16 protein-coding genes and 1 riboswitch are annotated in these 17,086 nt (G+C 45.2%); of the genes, 6 read left to right on the forward strand and 10 right to left on the reverse strand.

Annotation, left to right across the window (positions count from 1 at the left end; translation table 11 throughout):
* Positions 1–204: 204 nt before the first annotated feature.
* From NIT04_RS02985 to NIT04_RS03000, 4 genes are read right to left on the reverse strand one after another with little or no spacing between them, the layout of a single operon-like run.
* On the reverse strand, positions 205–1,221 hold the full coding sequence (locus NIT04_RS02985) for a ThiF family adenylyltransferase (protein WP_252502124.1): 1,017 nt from the start codon (positions 1,219–1,221) through the stop codon (positions 205–207).
* Positions 1,218–1,991: a thiazole synthase gene (locus tag NIT04_RS02990; RefSeq protein ID WP_252503172.1), complete on the reverse strand. Its 774-nt coding sequence runs from the start codon at positions 1,989–1,991 to the stop codon at positions 1,218–1,220. The genes NIT04_RS02985 and NIT04_RS02990 overlap by 4 nt, the downstream gene beginning before the upstream one ends.
* On the reverse strand, positions 1,988–2,194 hold the full coding sequence (thiS, locus tag NIT04_RS02995) for a sulfur carrier protein ThiS (protein ID WP_252502125.1): 207 nt from the start codon (positions 2,192–2,194) through the stop codon (positions 1,988–1,990). The genes NIT04_RS02990 and thiS overlap by 4 nt, the downstream gene beginning before the upstream one ends.
* A 30-nt stretch (positions 2,195–2,224) precedes the next feature.
* On the reverse strand, positions 2,225–2,821 hold the full coding sequence (locus NIT04_RS03000; protein WP_252502126.1) for a thiamine phosphate synthase: 597 nt from the start codon (positions 2,819–2,821) through the stop codon (positions 2,225–2,227).
* Positions 2,822–2,895: 74 nt separating this feature from the next.
* Positions 2,896–3,004, reverse strand: a riboswitch (TPP riboswitch).
* Between the two features lie 317 nt (positions 3,005–3,321).
* Between NIT04_RS03000 and NIT04_RS03005 the strand changes: the two genes are divergently transcribed.
* Both NIT04_RS03005 and msrA read left to right on the forward strand, forming a co-directional pair.
* Positions 3,322–4,974, forward strand: coding sequence for an SWIM zinc finger domain-containing protein (locus NIT04_RS03005; RefSeq protein ID WP_252502127.1), 1,653 nt, complete (start codon positions 3,322–3,324; stop codon positions 4,972–4,974).
* Between the two features lie 223 nt (positions 4,975–5,197).
* Positions 5,198–5,860: a peptide-methionine (S)-S-oxide reductase MsrA gene (msrA, locus tag NIT04_RS03010; protein WP_256470569.1), complete on the forward strand. Its 663-nt coding sequence runs from the start codon at positions 5,198–5,200 to the stop codon at positions 5,858–5,860.
* A 41-nt stretch (positions 5,861–5,901) separates the two neighbouring features.
* Here msrA and NIT04_RS03015 read toward each other — a convergent pair whose 3' ends face one another.
* The gene (locus tag NIT04_RS03015; RefSeq protein WP_252502128.1) at positions 5,902–6,618 is read right to left on the reverse strand and encodes a 3-ketoacyl-ACP reductase; all 717 of its coding nucleotides are present in this window, start codon (positions 6,616–6,618) and stop codon (positions 5,902–5,904) included.
* Between the two features lie 94 nt (positions 6,619–6,712).
* A complete protein-coding gene (locus tag NIT04_RS03020; RefSeq protein WP_252502129.1) occupies positions 6,713–7,504 on the reverse strand; it encodes a hypothetical protein in 792 nt (263 codons plus the stop codon).
* A 315-nt stretch (positions 7,505–7,819) separates the two neighbouring features.
* Here NIT04_RS03020 and NIT04_RS03025 point away from each other — a divergent pair, with 315 nt between their 5' ends.
* Complete coding sequence (locus NIT04_RS03025) at positions 7,820–8,434, forward strand: PH domain-containing protein (protein ID WP_252502130.1); 615 nt, start codon at positions 7,820–7,822, stop codon at positions 8,432–8,434.
* A 170-nt stretch (positions 8,435–8,604) separates the two neighbouring features.
* Here NIT04_RS03025 and NIT04_RS03030 read toward each other — a convergent pair whose 3' ends face one another.
* The 4 genes from NIT04_RS03030 to NIT04_RS03045 all read right to left on the reverse strand — a co-directional run bounded on the left by NIT04_RS03030 (position 8,605) and on the right by NIT04_RS03045 (position 13,589).
* A complete protein-coding gene (locus NIT04_RS03030; RefSeq protein WP_252502131.1) occupies positions 8,605–9,474 on the reverse strand; it encodes a YitT family protein in 870 nt (289 codons plus the stop codon).
* Positions 9,475–9,867: 393 nt separating this feature from the next.
* Positions 9,868–11,022 carry a Ger(x)C family spore germination protein gene (locus tag NIT04_RS03035; protein ID WP_252502132.1) on the reverse strand — a complete coding sequence of 385 codons (1,155 nt, stop codon included), beginning with the start codon at positions 11,020–11,022 and terminating at the stop codon, positions 9,868–9,870.
* Positions 11,015–12,475, reverse strand: coding sequence for a spore germination protein (locus tag NIT04_RS03040; RefSeq protein WP_252502133.1), 1,461 nt, complete (start codon positions 12,473–12,475; stop codon positions 11,015–11,017). The genes NIT04_RS03035 and NIT04_RS03040 overlap by 8 nt, the downstream gene beginning before the upstream one ends.
* A 25-nt stretch (positions 12,476–12,500) precedes the next feature.
* Positions 12,501–13,589 (reverse strand): endospore germination permease, encoded by a 1,089-nt coding sequence (locus NIT04_RS03045; RefSeq protein WP_252502134.1) that lies wholly within the window; start codon positions 13,587–13,589, stop codon positions 12,501–12,503.
* A 397-nt stretch (positions 13,590–13,986) separates the two neighbouring features.
* Between NIT04_RS03045 and NIT04_RS03050 the strand changes: the two genes are divergently transcribed.
* From NIT04_RS03050 to NIT04_RS03060, 3 genes are all read left to right on the forward strand, one after another.
* A complete protein-coding gene (locus tag NIT04_RS03050; protein ID WP_252502135.1) occupies positions 13,987–14,562 on the forward strand; it encodes an NEAT domain-containing protein in 576 nt (191 codons plus the stop codon).
* Positions 14,563–14,578: 16 nt separating this feature from the next.
* Entirely contained in the window at positions 14,579–16,069 is a 1,491-nt protein-coding gene (locus NIT04_RS03055; RefSeq protein WP_252502136.1) for an NEAT domain-containing protein, read from the forward strand.
* 69 nt (positions 16,070–16,138) lie between these two features.
* Complete coding sequence (locus NIT04_RS03060) at positions 16,139–17,083, forward strand: NEAT domain-containing protein (RefSeq protein ID WP_252502137.1); 945 nt, start codon at positions 16,139–16,141, stop codon at positions 17,081–17,083.
* The last annotated feature ends 3 nt before the right edge of the window (positions 17,084–17,086 follow it).

Raw genomic sequence — 17,086 nt, forward strand, 5'->3', positions numbered from 1 at the left:
ATGTAAAGTAGTGAATTGTTATAAATGTTTTGTGCACAGGCACCGACACTATTCAGTTTATTCACTACAATTGCATAAAGTAAGAAGGGAAGCCAATCAACTCATCATCTGATTCGCTTCCCTCCGTATTAATATACCTAACGTTGAATTGTCATAAATGCGCGATGCACAGGCACCTGCTTTCGCCGCGGTGCTTGGAAGTGTTCATCCGAGTAACTCTGCTGCGATCTTTTTGGCGGTCACGATATTTTTTGTGCCGTGGATAAGCATTCTTCCGTCCCGGAACAAGACGATGCGGTGCCCATTGTATTCACAAGCGACTAAATAAGGATTGTGGTTTAGATTGGATACTGATTTCCGAATGGATTCGGCAAAAGGGGACAGTTCGACCTTTCTGTTTGCGGGCCATGTCAATTGGATGGTGTCTCTTCCGCAAAGCACTGCCGATCGGATTGACAAGTTGGCGGTCAGGAAGGGATAACTGGCATGTTCCGAACAGCTCGGACAGTCGCTTTTTTTAAATCCGGCCACTTGGATGGATGCCCGCTCTTCAGTCCATACATCAACTGATTCAAGCTTTGGTTCAATCTTTGTGCCCGTCAAATATTTTAAAACGCCCGCAATTTGCCGGGCAGCTGTCGTGACGACAACTGGACTGATGACACCAACCGTATCGCACGTCATATGCTGTGCTGGAAGTGTGTCGAGCAGACAGTGAAGGCAAGGTTGTCCGCTTTGGACACCAATCGGAAATGTCAGGCCGTAACTGCCGACGCAAGCCCCCATGAAAAACGGCAAGCCGAGTGTCAGGGCGGCGTCGTTAGCGAGCAGTCTTGTTTCAATATTGTCCGTGGCATCCACGATCAGATCATGTCCGGCGAATAGGTCAAGGACGTTTTCGGGCGTCACATCCGTAACGATTCCTGTTATCTGTACGTCTTTGTTGATGGACCTGAGTCTCTTTTCGGCCGCCACCGCTTTCGGCAATTGGTCAACGACATCCTGCTCAGTGTAGAGTTGTTGGCGATGTAAGTTCGTCCACTCGATGATATCCCTGTCGACGATCGTCAATCGCCCGATGCCTGCGCGGACAAGCATTTCAGCACCCGAAGAACCGAGTGCTCCTGCCCCTAAAACGAAAACGCTCGCTTCCCGTAATCTCTTTTGTCCTTCCACACCGATGGGCGCGAATAATTCTTGACGTGAATATTTTGAGTTCAATTCGGGACAAGCCCTTCCATCGGACTGCTTGCAACGGCATAATCCCGTTCCGGCATCCGCCCCGCCTCGAAGCCGAGCCTGCCAGCCTCGATTGCGAGTTTCATTGCAAGCGCCATTTTCACTGGGTCCTTCGCCTCTGATACAGCAGTGTTCAGCAAGACTCCATCGGCACCTAATTCCATTGCATAAGCTGCATCCTTCGGCGAACCGATTCCTGCGTCGATGATGACCGGGACGTCGGATTGTTCGATGATAAATGTCAAATTCAGTGGGTTTACGATGCCGCGGCCTGAACCGATCGGAGAAGCGCCGGGCATGATTGCATGGACACCGAGCTCGCATAATTTCCGGGCTAGTACGACGTCATCCGATGTATAAGGCAAGACGATAAACCCTTCCTCTAGCAACATTTCCGAAGCACGCAGCGTCTCAACCGGATCGGGGAGCAACGAACGGTCACAACCGATTATTTCTACTTTCACCATATCGCAAAGACCGGAAGCTTTCGCTAATTTCGCGATCCGGACTGCTTCCTCGGCAGTTTTAGCTCCTGCAGTATTCGGCAGGAGCGTATATTTTGACAGGTCGAGTTGCTCCAGGAAATTGGGTTGCGAAGGTTCAAAAATATTCATTCGTCTGACCGCAAACGTCAGGATTTCAGTTTCTGACACCCGGACGGCCTCTTTTTGCGTCTCGAATGAAGGGTACTTCCCGGTTCCTAACAAAAGCCTTGAATTAAATGTCTTATCCCCAATTGTTAACATTTTTATCCACCTCCTACGAAATGAATAATCTCAATTTGATCCCGGTCATTGATAGGTTTGCAGTGTGCATCCTTTGACAGAATGCTGCGGTTCACTTCCACAACTGCAATGCGTTCGGTTAACTTCAGGTGATCCAGCAGTTGCTGTATCGTATTAATCCCTGACGGTACTTCATAACTTTTCCCGTTAAGTTCGATGACTTTTTCCATTAGAACTCCTCCTATTCGCATTGAATGCGTTTATCTTATTAATTCACCCTTGTACGTTGCCAAAGATTGTTCGGGCGTCCCGCTATTGAAAACGGCGGACATGAGTGCAATGCCTGAAACCCCGCCTTGTTGAAGCGGAATTACATGACAGGGCCGAATACCCCCAATTGCATAGATCGGCAAAGGGATGGTCTGCGCCATCTTGAAGAGCTCCTCGGTCCCGCGGGGTGGCAAGCCCTTTTTTGAGGGGCTCTCAAACACATGCCCATACAGCAGCCAATCAGCTCCCGCCTCATACGCCATTACCGCTTCTTCAACGGAATGGACGGATCGCCCAAACGATAATGACGGAAAAGAATATCGTAAGAGACCGAGGGGCAGTCCGTGACCGGGAAGCTGTACACGATGTATTCCGGTTAGTAACGCAATGTCAGGACGTCCATGCACAATGATTTTATTCTCATCAAAACCGGCTTCCAGCAAGAGCCTAATCAGTCCAATCACCTCGGCATCCGTCTTCAGCCTTTCACGTAAAATTACACGATCGATGAAGTCCCCGATCCGTAGTAAAACGTCTACAAGCTGCGAGTTCTCCATCCGGCTGTTCGTCACAGCAATTACATCCATTAAATACCTCCTGTAACTAAAAAGACCACTTCCCATGTAAGGAAGCGGCCTACTGATTGTGTAAAAAAATAACAGCGAAAGAGACGCCACTTCCCTACGCAGGTACAAACCTGTTCAGGTAATAAGGGTATCGGAGTCCAACTCTTCTCTCAGTCCTTTAAAAGGATTCCCCTAATGGTCAAATAGTTATGAAATTAGTATACAATCTAAAGCATAACACTTACTACAAACAATTGAAACTAGTAAACGGTGGTGCCTGTGCAGCATACAATTCAGTTTATTCACCAAAAATGTATATTAATGACTAGATAACTGCGTCACATAGCGTTTCGTTTCGTCAATTATTGAATTTATATGCATAATAGTGAATTGTCATAAATGTGTCGTGCACAGGCACCGGCGCAATTTCGGCGCAATTTGGTTTAATGAAGGGTTTTTCGGATGCGTGTCGTATTAGGTATAGTATTAGAAATTGCGCGGGAGGAAGAGGGGGAAGGGCGATGAATCTTTACCAGTTTGAAGAGGTGGTGGACGCTACTATTGTCGACCGGGGTTCTGAGTATTATGAAGCTGGGTTTGTTTCAAAGCTTGGCCGGTTAGGGGACGGCCGGTACACTGCACTCGTTGAAGGGGCGGATATGTATGAAGTTGCCGTGCAGCTTGATGAGGAAAACAATATCCTTTCGTCTAGCTGTGATTGTCACGATTTGGGGCTGGTATGTAAGCATGAGGTTGCTGTTTATTATGAATTAATTGCAAGACTGAAGGGCAATGATTTACCTGAGGCGACGGGCGGCGCTGCAATGGCCGATCAGCCGGATTTGATTGCGACGCTTGAAAACCTATCCAAAGCGAAGTTGATTGATATACTGATTGAGTTGGCGGAGAATGACCCGATTTTACATAATGAGTTGCTCTTTAACTATGCAACCGTCGATGAGCAGCATGAGTTTGCTCGTTGCAAGAAGATGATTGATTCCATCATCGAGAAGTATGTTGGCCGAGAAGGGTTTATTACATATAAACATGTTAGCGGCTTTGCGGATGAATTGTCGGGTGTGCTCCATAAAGCGGAGACGTTGAAAGATCCGATGATTGCCATTGATATTGCGGGATTGCTGTTAATAGAAGGGATGAAATCCTTTCAATATGCAGATGACTCGGGCGGAGATATCGGCGGTTTAATTGACGGGGCGATCAAAACGATGCATATGATAGCGGATGTACCTTTGGGGATTGCAGAGCAAAGCGAGATGTTGGACAAGCTTATTCATTTGTCGAAATCCGACGTATTTGAAGGATGGGACGACTTTCGGATTGACGTGCTCGGTGTCTGCATGAAATTTGCAGGGAACGAACAGTTGCGAAAGACGTTGACGAATGAATTGGAATCAATGATAAAAGATTCGTCTGCAAATCATTATGGCCGGTATGCGAATGAACGGATTTTCAACTTGCTGTATGACATTATTGAAACCCACGGCACGATGGAGGAAGCGAGGCAGTTCCTACAAGAGAACATAAACTACCCTTCTTTCCGGAAACAATTGATGCAGTATGAAATGAAGGAAGGCAACTACGAAAGCGTGTTGGCGTTGGCTGCTGAAGGGGAGCGCATGGATAAAGACTATCGCGGCTTGGTGACACGGTGGAAAAAATGGCGGTTTAGAGCGTATAAACAATTAAATTTTCTTGAAGAGCAAATGAAAATCGGGCGTGAGCTAATGATGGTAGGGGAATTTGAGTATTACTGGGAATTGAAGGAACTTGCTGGGGACGATCATCCTTCTTTTTATAATGAGTTGAAGCAGGAATTGGCGAAAGAGAATGAACGGGTGTATGTCCAGCTTATCGAGGCTGAAGAGGATATTGATGCCATCCTTGCATATGTACGTGAAAATCCCTCGTCAGTTGAACGTTATTTGAAATACTTGATGGACTCCCACAAAGATGAGGCGATTTGGTTATTCGAATACCATGTGAAAGCGATGGCCGAAAATGCAATCCATCGAAAGCAATATAAGGAAGTGTGCCAAGTATTAAAGCGCTTCCGAAAAGTAGCCGGCCGAGAAGCCCAACTGAATTTGGTAGAAGAGCTGAAACAGACGTACAAAAACCGTCCTGCATTTCTGGATGAATTGGGTAAGCTATAAAGGGTGCCGATAGAGGCGCCTTTTTCAAATTGAGCTAATTGCACCGGTGCCTGTGTAGGACACTATTCAGACAATACACTACAATTGTATAATAAACTTGAATGAATCCTATCAATTCAATATTTGTTGGGTTTTAATATGTATTTATATACGATTTAATGAATTGTCATAAATGTGCCTTGCACAGGCACCGACACAATTTAAATGAGAAAGGAGGATTTTGGTGGATATTCATTTGATCGAAAAAGGGTTGTACGAAGGTAGACTTTTGGAGACGGCGACTTTCGGGATGGGGTGCTTTTGGGGACCGGATGCAAGGTTCGGAAGTTTGCCTGGCGTGATCCGGACGCGTGTCGGCTATGCGGGTGGAACAACGCCTTCACCGACGTATCGGCAAATGGGCGATCATACGGAAACTGTGGAAATCGATTTCGATCCGGCGATTTTACGTTATGAGGACGTCCTGCGTCATTTTTGGCGGAACCACTATCCGAACCGCGATCAGTACAAGGGGCGCCAGTATTTGTCGCTGCTGCGCTGCCGCAATGAAGAGCAGTTTGAAGCTGCTGAGCGTGTGAAGAAGGAAATGGAAACGGATTTTGGTGAAGCCATTGAAACCGACATTGCGCAATTTACGGACTTTACGTTGGCAGAAGAACGCCACCAGAAATATTATTTGAGGCGGTATCCTAAAGCGCTCGAGCAATTACACAACCTGTACCCAGCATCGGGCCTGCTCCTCAACTCCACATTTGCCGCCCGCCTGAACGGCTTCGTCAAAGGGTTCCGATCGAAAGATAGCCTGTTAGAGGAAATAGCGGGTTGGGAAATCAATGGGGAGGGCAAGGCGTTGTTGATGGATTTATTCAGCAAAATGAAATGGTGACATGAAAAAGAGACCCTAAAATAGGGTCCCACGTTTCATTATTAAGGATTTGTCGACCATAGGCCAGCCGATTTTAACAGGACGCGCGGGTGCAGTTTCAGCTGCGCGACCATCAATTCCGCAAGGTCTTCCGGTTGCAACACTTTATCTGGATTGCCGTCAGTCAGGTTCTCTTCAAACGCCAAGTCGGTTGCAACTGTGCTCGGCGTCAAGGCAGTGACACGGATGTTGTGCTTTCTCACTTCCAACATGAGTGATTCCGTCAGACCCAACACGCCGAATTTGGATGCGCTATATGCACTTGTGACAGGAGCGCCTTTTTGTCCCGCAGTTGAAGAAATGTTAATGATATCACCTGTTTGGCGGTCAATCATTTCCGGCAACACTGCGCGGGTGACGTTATAGATGCCTATCAGGTTGACGTCGATGATCTGTTTGAATTCCTCCGGAGTGAGCTCAAGGAACTTGCCGAATTTGCCGATGCCTGCGTTGTTAATGAGGATGTCGATTGGACCGAGTTCCGATTTGACATGCTCGACAGCGGCAGTCACAGATTCGTTGTCCGCCACGTCCGCAGCAGCGATAGAAACGTTGACGCCATACTCACTAAGCTCGTCGGCAACCTTTTTAAGATTCTCCTCAGTCTTTCCGATAAGTCCTACATGGATCCCTTCCTTCGCGAAAGCGATTGCCGTCGCACGGCCAATCCCACGCCCAGCCCCTGTAATAATCGCGTTTTTTCCAGCTATGTTCTGCATAGTAAGATCTCCCTTCCGATACGTTGACACGTGTAGTATAGCAAACCGACGGGCTGACTCCTATGGAAACGATTTTTGGATAGGGAATGCCAAGTCATTCCGGATCTCGATGGCGGAGCATATGCTGGTAGTTCGTTACTCTGCCGTCTGTTTGGAATGAATATTGATTCCAAATACTCGCATCCCTGTTCGTTTCTTCGGTTTCCACTAGGCGCATTTCACCCGGCTTCAACGTCATGATGTTGGAATCAATCACTTTCATTTCCTGATTATTGCTGTTGAGCGCCCGAATCTTCACTTGCACCTCCTGCGTCTTACCTATGTTGTTTTTAATGAAATATTGATTGTTAAATGGTGCGTCGTGACAGCGCGACCTATTCTTCGGCAGACACTCTCTTTCGGAAGTCACTAACACAAGAGGGAAAGCTTCCGTAGTTGTGCTCGTCGCTTCAATCGCTTGATTGATGGATGTTGCGAAGGCGATTTTTTTGCCAGTCGGCAATGTAATAAAAAAAGTTATGAAGAAATAAATCGCAAAAGCCGCCGCGAGATAATTTACGGTTTTCGGATCATGCACGGATTTAGGCAGTCTTTTCCCTGCGGTTTTTGTGATAATAAAATTAATGAATATGATGATGCCGGAAATAAGCCCGATAATGCTCATGGCGATGATAGTCTCAACGCTCGTTTGCAAAAATGGGAAGTTGTATTTTTGATCTAAATAAATTTGGATGCTGACGCCGATCACAGTAAATAAGAGCAAAAGGATGACCGGAATTTTCCACTGGACCCTTTCCCTTTTTCCCGACTTCACATCAATCGCCGACCACAGTACCATCACGCCCGGGATCGAAAAAATGATAATCGCAAGATAAACAAACAACACGCTGCCCACCTCCTCCTATGCCCTTTAGTAATACTATTCATATACGACACAGTTCATGGAAGGTTTCATGTGAGATCACCGGTGCCTGTGCAGCGAACAATTCAGACTATGCACTACAATTGCATAAAGTGGGGACGGGTATCGCGGTAAACCAACATTTGAGCTAGACGCAACTGTATTTTTATTCTTGAAAGTGAATTGTCATAATTGTACCATGCACAGGCACCCCACACAATTCAAATAAATGGATTTCATTCATCTATATAAATGTTATAATTCAGGTGTAAGAATTCAAGATAGGAAGAGGTCGTTCAGATGCTGAAAAAACTGGCTTCAGATGCGCTTGGTTTATCGGATATCGGTAAAATCATTGGACCTGAGGATTATGATAAGACGGATGCGGATGATTATATTCGACATGAGGATAATGAAAAGATTTATTTCTTAATTAAAACGAAGGCGGATGAGTATTGCTTTACGAACATAGCTTTTATTCACGTTGATGGCGACAAGGCCGTCTCTTCGAAGCGCGTGTTGAAACGGTACCCATATTCGCAATATCAAATCACTGATGTCCTTCTGGAGACCGCGGGCAAAATCGATTTGGATGTTGAAATCAAGTTCACGTTAGGAAATCAATCATACAGCATCGACGTCGATAAAAAGCAACTCGCGCAATTGAATGATCTGTACAAAGCATTGGTGTACATTTCGGAAAAAGCCCATGAAAACAATGTCCTATTCGAAATAGCGACACAGAGTCTAGATAAGGCCGCCAAAGTGTTGGAGAATTCAAGACCGTCCGACATCCAAATGGCTGACCAATACAAACAATTGACCGAATTCGGTTTCTCATGGATAACATCGGCCCGTGACAAATACCACGTCAAAGATTTCGGCGACGTGTTTGAGAAGTATATTAATAATTAAACCGGTGCCTGTGCAACGCACAATTCAGTTTATTCACTACAATTGTATAAAAAAATAGGAAAGCCGATCAATTCAACATTTGATCAGCTTCCCTTTGTATTTTCATGAGTTTTATTGAATTGTCATAAATGTGCCTTGCACAGGCACCGACACAATTCTCGCGCAATTTCTTAATGGATGTTCCGCTTTGTGAAGCTTCCGCCTCGTACTTCGGCGACTTCGTAAACAGTGACAAACGCTGACGGATCGATTTCAAGAATAATTTCCTTCATTTTGCTATCTTCCAGCCGATTGATAATGCACGTGATCTCCCTGAATTCTTCATTGGAATACGCGCCTTGAACGATACTGTAAGTCGAGCTGCGGCCTAGACGGTCGCGGATCGTTTCGACCATATCTTCAGGTTCGCTCGTAATAATCTTATACATTTTAGAACCGCTCAGTCCTTCTTCAACAATGCTGATCACTTTAGTGGCGATATAGTAAGCGATGGCGGATAGGAAAGCCCCTTGAAGCCCGAAAACCGTCGAGACGATAGCGAAAACGAAGACGTTCAGGAACAAAATCAAGTCACTTGTACCAAAGGGCATTCTTCTGGAAAGCAAAACAGCTAACATATCAATTCCGTCAAGAGCCCCGCCATTACGCAGAGCTAACCCCATTCCGAAACCGAGGATGATTCCGCCGACGACCGTGATTAATAGCGTATCGCCGTGAATGATTATCGGAACATGGTGCATCAAACTCGTGCTGATCGCAAGGGTGGCGATTCCGAGCACGGAGTAGATGGCAAAGCTTTTCCCGATTTGTTTATAGCCTAAAAAGACGAAAGGAATATTCAAAATCGCAATGAGAAGTCCTAATGGAAAACCGAATAATTCGGATCCGACGATACTTAGACCTGTCACGCCTCCATCAGATACTTTGTTTGGAATGAGCACAGATTCTAATCCGTAGGCGGCAATGAGGGCACCGAGCATAACCATGGCGCCGCGAGCAAACAATTTCCATACAGGTGTTTTTTGTTGAGTTTTAGGCATTTGTTGTTCCTCTTTTAAGCAGTTTTTTCTATTCTACACTTATCTCCTTTACATTGTCAGTTCATGCCCCTCGAAGTAAAAGCGGTGCCTGTGCAGCAATCAATTCAGTTTATTCACTACAATTGCATAAATAAAAAATGGAAAGCCAACCAAATTAATGTTTGGTAAGTTTACTGATGTATTATTATGAATTCCTTTGAATTGTCATAAATGTACCGTGCACAGGCACCGCCACAATTCAATTTATTCACTACAATTGTATAAATGAATAAGGGGAAGCTGATCAAATCGCCATTTGACTAGCTTCCCATTGCATTTATATAGGTTTGATTGAATTGTCATAAATGCACCATGCACAGGCACCGACACAATTTGCACAGGCACCGACGCAATTCAGTCTATTGTTTGTTCGAATGTTTTTCGTGGGGAGGAAAGTTTTTCGATTGTGATGTTGAGGTTTCGGATTGAGTCTTTAGTCAGTTCAACTTTCCCATCTTTGTGAAGCCGTTTCCATTCTTTTACGTTCTGTCGATACAATTGCTCTGATAATCGATAGATATCGGCATCAATTTTTAATGCTTCCTCGTAAGTCGTAAGTATTTGTTTTTCCATTTCCTTCTTCACCAACTTTTCTAGCTCTTTTGGTGTTGCCGAGTCGGTAATGATATCGACAATGGCATCGCCATATACGTCAATGTCGAACTTAGCCGTTCCGTGTACAATGACAGGTTTGATTTTCACCTTTACATTCTCTATGACAAGTGAGATATCATTTCCACTTTCCGTTTGAACGGTCATTTGCGATCTCACTGTATCATTCGTCATCCACCTCATTCCTCTTGCTTCAACATCTTGTATGAATCCTTTGAAGCCATTCGGGGTAACGATTCCTGCTCCGGCTAGATAGGGGGCTTTTATCGTCTCGTTAATTGATTCCCAATTGTCTTTAATCGTGATAAGTGGAATCTTAGCTTCATGACTCGGTTCGTTCAATTGGATTAGCAATTCTCGGATATTGGTCGATTTAATAAATGACTCCTGTTCGTAGGAGTTTCTTGGGTCGCCTAATTTTGACAACGTAATGGCTTTGTTAATGACGGGTCTCAATAATAGAACTTCTTCTACAGGATCTTTTGTTGCGTATACCCAAATTTGATAGCGTGTTTCTCTGTATCGGATAAAAAGGTCGATAACCGGACTTAATTTCACTTCTTTCATTGCTTCTTCTGAAAAGACCAAGTAGGATAAATGTCCCCAAAAGACCTTTTGATCTACGGTATGATACAACTTGGAAACTGCTTCATCCAATGATTTACCGGAAGCATGACCTACTTCAGCTTGTGTTGTTTCATTGTTTGTCGGCTGCTCGGATTTGGCCGTATTGGCGAAATTAATGATTTGGGCATACAGCTCGTATTGTCCGTTTTTATAGTCGATGCCGACCCCGTTGATATACAACATCCTTTCAGGTTCATTGTTATCCCAACAGCCGGATAAGGGCAATGTCGCTAGTAGGAGTAGAAGGAAACCGAGCATTTTATTATTCATCCTTATCCACCTTCTTCATACGTGTTTGGTCAGTCGGGTTCATCATTTTAGGACGTGTTGTATACGATTTCTGTGGAAGCCGTAATAGTGATTTCATTATTGTTTTAAAGCTTAAGTCGGTCGCAATATTCAAGTAAGGGACGCCGAAAGTCCTTATGTTGGATAAATAAACAAGCGTAAGGAAAACTGAGATAAAAAGGCCGAATAACCCTAAAAATGCAGTGAGTAGGATGAAGCCGATGCGCAAAACACTCACTGCGTTCACTAGCGATTGGTTCACTAACGTAAATGTTGCAATTGTTGAGATGGCGATAACGACGATCATCGCGGGACTTGTAATGCCTGCCCGGATGGCGGCGTCGCCAATGATTAAACCGCCGACGACGCCGATCGTTCCTCCTAACGCAGTCGGCAGACGCAAACCGGCTTCCCGAAACAGCTCGAACATGAGCAGCATGAGGAGCATTTCAATGGATGAAGGAAGGGGAAGCCCAGTATTCGCTTGTACGACTGTCGCTAATAATTGCAATGGCAGCTGGTTCTGGTGATAGGTTGTCAAGGCAAGCCAAAATGCCGGCAATGTTAAGCCGATGGATAATCCGAAGATGCGCATTAAACGCTGCATGGAACCGTAGATGACCGGAGTTTCATTATCCTCCCCCGTCTTTACAAGCAAAAACAGATTAACAGGTAGAACGACGCCGTATGCAGCTCCGTCAACAAAGATTAGGAATCGGCCTCTTACAAGTGACTGAACGGCATTATCCGGGCGCCCCGTATAATCGATCCGTGGAAAAAGTGTGGAGTTTTTATTTATAAGTTCCATTAGAAGTGTAGGGCTGATAACAATGTCGATATCCACATTCTGTAGCTGTATCCTTATGTCGGACAGTATCTCTTTGCTCGCGATATCATCGAAATATAAAAGTGCTACAGTTGTTTTGGAGCGTATCCCCAATTCGAATTTTTCCACGCATAATGAGTTTGTCGGCAACCTTTTCCGCATTAAGGCGATGTTGACAGAAACGTCTTCAATGAAGTTGTCCCGAGGACCTTTGACAGGCACTTCTAATCGTGTTTCCTCCGGATTGCGATTCGGTTTTTTTGCGATATTGCTTGTGAAGAGAAGTCCGGAATCCTCAAAGAAAAACAGGACATGCCCCGTATAAACGAGCGGGATGATTGTTTCCAAGTCATGTCCTGCTTTCAAATCAGGAATGTGCAATTTTGACTCAACCATTGCCACGGTTGGCTTTTCTTCTAACGTACTGATGAACTGGTTGACACGTGGCACAATGACTTCATGGAGCAGTTGTTGATCGATCATCGCTTCACATGTAATGAAGATGACTGAATGGCCATTGAACGTGTAATTTTGAAAATGAATATCTGCCGACTTCTGAAATAACTGTCGTAAGGATGCGCTGTCGATTTCGTTCTGGGACGATTGCATTGCACTCACCATCTTCTAGTAAGATTTATACTTCTTTTGCCGCTCCTTTTTTAATTAACGCCATGAGTGTTAAGAAGACCGTCAGCAATAGCATGAAGAAGAACGTAGCAATCAATAAATAGTCACCTTTTATTTTGAGGAAAATAGGTTCATTTATTAGAAATAGCGACAAACTCAAAAAGAGGAATGCAGGGCCCAGTATTCTCCAAGTGCGAATACGATCCCCTTTCGTTTGCAATAAATCCGTGACGATATACAGGATGAATGACACTCTTATGAAGGCGCCTGTCAACCATTGGTAAATGGATAAGAAGTCAAGATGCTGGATGAACCTTCCGATTGAAACGAGCCCCCATTCCTCATAAGCCGGAAACCTTTGCTTTGCTGCTTCGTGTGGCCCGAATTCTGTAATGGCTCCGATAAGTGGCCCCATCGTCAAACTGTGCAGGATAAAGAGCATGATTGCATAATGATACCAGCGGAACCGGCCTTTCACATTTTGCTGGATGAATAGGAATAATAGAAGTTCAATGAAGCCTGATGCCGGATACACCGATGAAGAAATGATAGGTTTAAATCCATGTTCAAAGAAAGGTCTTAGCAATGAATAATCTTTCACCTGTATATTCGTGATGGCGACAAAAAAGCCGAGGACGACTACCCAAAACAGGACAACGACATTTACCATTACAATCGTTTGCAAGTTTGTGGATGCTAGGAAGATACATAGAATCGAGTAAATTAAAATCATGAGAACTAAAGGCGATTCGGGTAAGAATGTCGACTTGATCCACTGCAAAGTCTCACCCATTGTAAATACGGCCATCAATAGGAAGAAAAGAGCAGTGACATATCGGAAAATGGCAGTCGGGACGCTGCCGATCTTTGTATGCAACCAATCAGTGAGTGAAACCTGTTTTGAGCTGCGATGAATGTAGACGAGAAGGAAAAGCCATGGAATCATTGTCACGGCGGCAATGAAAACAGACATCCAGGCATCACGCCCAGCATGCATCAACAGTGATGGAAGAATGGTCACGTGATTTTTCAGTCCGATGACCGTCATTGACAAAAAGATTACGTGCAAAATACTGATTGAACCAGCCTTGTTCATACCGAAAACTCCCGCCCTCATAATATTGTCCAGTCTTGACACAAGTGAAGATGATTATAAGCGAGTGACCTTCAAATGCGGTGCCTGTGCAGTGAACAATTCAGTTTATTCACTACAATTGCATAAAATAGAAGAGGGAAGCTTGTTATATCAAAGTTTAACTGGCTTCCTTTTGTATTTATATAAATTCTGCTGAATTGTTATAAATGTGTCGTGCACAGGCACCGGCGCAATTCACGCATTCCGTCACATTTCATTCCTTTTTCTGTGAACAATGTGTGAATAATGGCGGGGGAGCTTTAAAACTAGTAACCCTTGTCCTATGATGGACGAGGAATAGTTGATAACAGTTCTCACTAGTAGTTTTGTAGGTGGAGAAGGTGGGAGAGGAGTTTGCATGAGGAGACGGGTAGCGCCTTTGCTTGGTGCTGTTTTGCTGTTGTGGGCGATGACGTTGATGCCTGTAGGGGCGGAGTCGTTGTCTGACGGTACATATGCAGTGGACTATGAGTTGCTGCAAGGTGATTCGGATTCGGTGTCAATTGCGAATGATTATTTCGAGAAGCCGGCGTTGTTGAAGGTGGATGGAGATAAGCAGGTTTTGCAGTTGACGTTAAATCATAGTAAGTGGGTTCAAGAGTTACAGGAACAAAGCGGCGATGGTTTTGCGGATGCGAAGGTCGTTGCGGAGGATGAAGAGGCGGATACGCGCGTCATTGAGTTGAATATAGACGGCGAGCTGGCCGAGCCATTTCCTGTCAAGATGCATGTGGTGATTGATGAGTTGGAGATCCCGTATGATCATGCGTATACGGTGCGAGTTGCAATCGATTCGAGTTCAATGAAGGAGACGGACCAGGAGTGGATTGACTCTGTAAGCACGGGAAGCACAATTTGGTTTTGGATTGCGACGGCAATCGTTATTATAGCGACGCTATTTGTTGCCTTGCGATTATTTCGCTCGAAAAAGTAAAAAGGAGATTACAAGAATGAAGAAAAGTTTAATGGTTTTATTCACAGCAATGTTGCTGATTTTTACGGCAATACCTGCACTTCCAGCAGCTGCTGAAGTGACGGCTGCACAGGAGGCGGCGTATGAGCTTCCGTTCAAAGTGTTGCAAGAAAAGGCTGATGAAGTTTCTGTAGCAGGCAGTTACGTGAAAAGCCCTGCGGAAGTGAAAGTGGAAGACGGCAAGAAATTCATTTATATGACACTATTGAACAGCCAATATTGGCAGTCATTGAGCATCCAAGACGGCGACAAGTTCGTTGACGTTGAAGTTGTAAGCGAAAACGAAGAAGAGAAAACACGTCTTGTGAAATTCGAATTAAAAGATGTTGAAAAAACAATGAATGCAAAAGCGCATATTATCGTGACAGGAATTCCTGGTCTTGGTGAATATGATCAAACGCACAGCATCCGCTTCCAATTCGATGCAAGCGAAGTTCCTACTGAAGACGAAGAAGAAACTCCAGAAACACCTGAAACTCCTGAAGCACCAGCAGCAATTGAAGACGGCGAGTACACAATTGGCTTCAAAGCATTGCATGAGGAAGAGGATAAAGATTCAGCAATGGGCCGCTACATCGAAACACCTGCAGCATTGTCTGTAAAAGACGGCAAGCAAGTCGTTTCATTCACATTGACAAACAACGAGCAAATCACTGAGTTCCAAGTTGAGCAAGACGGCGAATTCGTTGACGCGACGGTTGTAAGCGTTGATGAAGAAGCGAACCACCGCGTTGTTTCATTCGAAGTTGCGGATTTCACGAAAATCATAAACGCAAAAGTGACAGTTTTCGTTGCGGCAATGAACCACACTGGCCATTACACAATTCGTCTTGCGTTCGATCAAGACAGCATTGAGCCGGCAGCAACTGAAACACCAGAAACTCCAGAACAACCGGAAGAGGAAGTAACGGTTTCATTCAAAGATATCGACAAAACATGGGCAAAGCCTTACATCGAAGCACTAGCTGCTAAGCAAATTGTCAAAGGCAAATCCCCTGAAACGTTTGCGCCGAACGACAAAATTACGAGAGCGCAATTTGCATTGATTATCGCTCGCGCATTGGACCTTGAAAAGCAAGAATACCAAGGAACATTCTCCGACTTGACGAAAGACATGGAAGGGTTCGTGTACGAAGTGGAAGCGGCGAACCGCGCTGGAATCATCCTGGGCGATGCTGGGAAGTTCAACCCGAACGCGGCAATCACTCGTCAGCAAATGGCGGCGATGATCATCCGTGCAATCGAATATAAAGATGCTTCCCTATTGAAAGACGTTGAAACCACTGTTGAGTTCGCAGATGCGGCTCACATTAGCGGCTATGCGAAAGACGCTGTTCAATTGGCAGTCGGTCTTGGCATCCTCGACGGCGACGTTGTAAAAGGTAAAAAAGTGTTCAACCCGAAAGCTACTGCGACTCGTGCGCATGCAGCAAAAATGGTTTACAACGTGCTTGAAGTAATTAAATAATTTCGCACAGATGCCGGCGTCACGCTACTTGTGACAGCCGGCGTTGTGTGTGGAGCGAAGGAGTTTGACATGAAAAGACATTTGATTGTAGCAATGACGCTATTCCTGGTCACGGCGCTTTTCATTCCGATCATGCCGCTGAACGCTTCGGCTGCGACGTTTGCGGACGGGGAATATACCGTTCCGTTCACGGTATTGAAGGATACGAGCAACGAGCGGTCCACGACGGCGGACTATATGGTGAGTCCGGCGAAAGTGCAGTTGGTGAACGACCGCGCGACGGTGACGGTCACGTTGAAAAACAGCTCGTGGTGGCAGTACTTTAAAGTGCAGAACGGCGGCAGTTTCTCGGACGTGCAAGTCGTGAGCGAGTCGGGCGATCAGCGTGTCGTTCGATTTACGGTGTCTGATCTGAAACAGCTCGTCAATGCCAAAATCCACATTATCGTGACGGGCATTCCAGGGTTTGACTACGACAATAAATACGATATCCGCTTTAATTTCAATACTTCATCCATCCCAGCCCCTCCTGTTGCAAAACCGGTAGTGACACCGCCTCCAGCGAAGGAAACGAAACCGGCAACGCCGACGAAGACTGAAGTAAAGCCGGTTCAGCAAGTCGTTCAAAAGCCGGCCCAAAAGCCAGCTGAGAATAAAACCGATGCGGCTAAAACGACGGAAAGTGTAACGAAAAAAGAAGAGAAATCGGTTGGGGATGAAACCGAAAAAGATAAATCGGAGCAATCCGCAACGGAATCTGAGGAAGCGCAGGCCGAAGAAGATGAAACGACAATAGAGGACGAGCAGTCGGAAGACGCTGACATGGACGTAGCATTGGATGAAATGGACGCAGCGGCTGAAGAAGACGAAGTTGTAGAAGAAGTTGCAATAGAAGAGGTCAAGGATGAAAAGGAAAAGTCCTCGAATACATTCCTCATTGCGATCATCGTGATTGGTGCAATCATTGGCGCCGCAGTCGTATTTTCTATTGCAAGGAAACGAGCTCGAAAATAAGGG

It is taken from the genome of Sporosarcina sp. Marseille-Q4943 (assembly GCF_943736995.1).
Classification (GTDB): Bacteria; Bacillota; Bacilli; order Bacillales_A; family Planococcaceae; genus Sporosarcina.

Excerpts from the sequence above, each read along its gene's own strand:
- NIT04_RS03035 (WP_252502132.1), bottom strand. The coding sequence starts at position 11,022 with ATGAATAATAAAATGCTCGGTTTCCTTCTACTCCTACTAGCGACATTG.
- thiS (WP_252502125.1), bottom strand. The coding sequence starts at position 2,194 with ATGGAAAAAGTCATCGAACTTAACGGGAAAAGTTATGAAGTACCGTCA.
- NIT04_RS03000 (WP_252502126.1), bottom strand. The coding sequence starts at position 2,821 with ATGGATGTAATTGCTGTGACGAACAGCCGGATGGAGAACTCGCAGCTT.
- NIT04_RS03045 (WP_252502134.1), bottom strand. The coding sequence starts at position 13,589 with ATGAACAAGGCTGGTTCAATCAGTATTTTGCACGTAATCTTTTTGTCA.
- NIT04_RS03060 (WP_252502137.1), top strand. The coding sequence starts at position 16,139 with ATGAAAAGACATTTGATTGTAGCAATGACGCTATTCCTGGTCACGGCG.
- NIT04_RS03030 (WP_252502131.1), bottom strand. The coding sequence starts at position 9,474 with ATGCCTAAAACTCAACAAAAAACACCTGTATGGAAATTGTTTGCTCGC.
- NIT04_RS03055 (WP_252502136.1), top strand. The coding sequence starts at position 14,579 with ATGAAGAAAAGTTTAATGGTTTTATTCACAGCAATGTTGCTGATTTTT.
- NIT04_RS03025 (WP_252502130.1), top strand. The coding sequence starts at position 7,820 with ATGCTGAAAAAACTGGCTTCAGATGCGCTTGGTTTATCGGATATCGGT.
- NIT04_RS03050 (WP_252502135.1), top strand. The coding sequence starts at position 13,987 with ATGAGGAGACGGGTAGCGCCTTTGCTTGGTGCTGTTTTGCTGTTGTGG.
- NIT04_RS03015 (WP_252502128.1), bottom strand. The coding sequence starts at position 6,618 with ATGCAGAACATAGCTGGAAAAAACGCGATTATTACAGGGGCTGGGCGT.
- NIT04_RS03005 (WP_252502127.1), top strand. The coding sequence starts at position 3,322 with ATGAATCTTTACCAGTTTGAAGAGGTGGTGGACGCTACTATTGTCGAC.
- NIT04_RS03040 (WP_252502133.1), bottom strand. The coding sequence starts at position 12,475 with ATGCAATCGTCCCAGAACGAAATCGACAGCGCATCCTTACGACAGTTA.